Below are 1,525 nucleotides of genomic sequence, written 5' to 3'. Positions count from 1 at the left end.
CCGTTCGAAGGGAACGGCGCGGGCGGTACCAGCCGCTCCAGGACTACCAGGTCAACATCGAGGCCCGCAGCCTCCTGCTCTGCCTGCACGCGATGTGAGGGCGCTCAGCGGCGGCCGCGGCCGTACCGGTACATGGTCAGCGGCGCGAAGACCGCGACGAGGACGGCGCAGGCCAGGAACGCCCAGCCCATCTGGCCCGCGGTCACGGTGCCGTCCATCAGCCCCCGCATGGCGGTCGTCACGACGCTGATCGGATTGACCTTGATCAGCGCCTCCAGCCAGCCCGGCATCGTCTGCTGCGGCACCATGACGTTGCTGGCGACGACGAGGACGAACAGGAGCGTCCAGCTCAGCGTCTGCGCCGCGGTCGGCGTCCGCACGCTGACCCCGACGAAGGTCCCGATCCAGGCGAGGCTGAAGGCGAACACCTGGAGGAACAGCAGCGCCAGCACGACGCCGCCCAGGCCGCCGTCAGGGCGGAACCCCAGCGCCAGCCCCAGCAGCAGCGGCACCACCGAAGCCACCGCGTACCGGACCACGTCCCCCAGCATCGCCCCGACCAGCACCGACGACTGCCACACCGGCAGCGACCGCACCCGGTCGAACACCCCCTGGTCGACGTCCTGGTTCAGCACGATCCCGGTGTACGCCGTGGTCAGGGCCACCGCCATGACCATGACGCCGGGCAGGAAGAAGTGCAGGTAGCGGTCGGGCGACCCGGCGATCGCGCCGCCCACCAGGTAGGTGAACGAGAGCGTGAAGATGACCGGGAGCATGAGGGCGTCCACCAGCTGGTTCGGCGAGTGCTTGATCTTCAGCAGCGCACGCCACCCGAACGTCATGGACGCCGACAGCGCGCCGGCCCTCGGCGGGCGCTCGCCCGGCGCCGCCAGCGGCCCCCGCGCGCGCGTCATCGGCTGGGACGTCGTCATCTCGCCCTCCTCCTCCTCAGTTGACCGTCTGCGTCTGGTCGTCCGCGGCCTCGTCCTCGTCCTCGTCCGCTCGCCCGCCGTCGGCCACAGGGTGGCCGGTCAGGGCGAGGAAGACGTCGTCGAGGCTCGACTGGGCCATCGAGAAGTCGTCGAGGGCGATCCCGGCGTCGGCCAGCGCGGTGACCGCCCGCGCCGCCTGCTGGGCGTCGCCGACCCGCACCGACAGCCGGTGCGGATCGGAGTCCGCGCCCGGCTCCACGGTCAGTTCGCGGGAGAGCATCTCCGCCGCCAGGGCGCGCTGCCCGGGATCCTGGAGCCGCAGCTTCAGCGCGCCGGTGCCGACCTGGGACTTCAGCTTCCCGGGCGCGTCCTCCGCGATGACCCTGCCGTGGTCCAGGACCGCGACCCGGTCGGAGAGCCGGTCGGCCTCGTCGAGGTACTGCGTCGTGAGCAGCACGGTCGTGCCCCCGGCGACCAGGGTGCGGATGATGTCCCACACCTGGTTGCGCGCCCGGGGGTCGAGTCGGTGATCCTGGGCAGCGTGTCCACCCGCGTGCTGCACCATGCCCACCGCCCGGTCCTGGTGGTGCCGC

General features: G+C 72.1%; 2 protein-coding genes. One reads left to right on the top strand and one right to left on the bottom strand.

What is annotated here, in order from left to right:
* Positions 1-104: 104 nt before the first annotated feature.
* Positions 105-932, bottom strand: coding sequence for an ABC transporter permease (locus AB0C69_RS42180; RefSeq protein WP_360362545.1), 828 nt, complete (start codon positions 930-932; stop codon positions 105-107).
* On the opposite strand from AB0C69_RS42180, the gene AB0C69_RS42175 reads away from it, so the two are divergent.
* Positions 841-1,525 (top strand): universal stress protein (locus tag AB0C69_RS42175; RefSeq protein ID WP_360362542.1); only part of this gene is annotated, 685 nt, incomplete at its 3' end. The genes AB0C69_RS42180 and AB0C69_RS42175 overlap by 92 nt on opposite strands.

The sequence above is a fragment of the Actinomadura sp. NPDC048032 genome (genome assembly GCF_040653175.1).
Taxonomy (GTDB): domain Bacteria; phylum Actinomycetota; class Actinomycetes; order Streptosporangiales; family Streptosporangiaceae; genus Spirillospora; species Spirillospora verrucosospora.
This window is presented reverse-complemented; position numbering and strand designations above follow the sequence as displayed.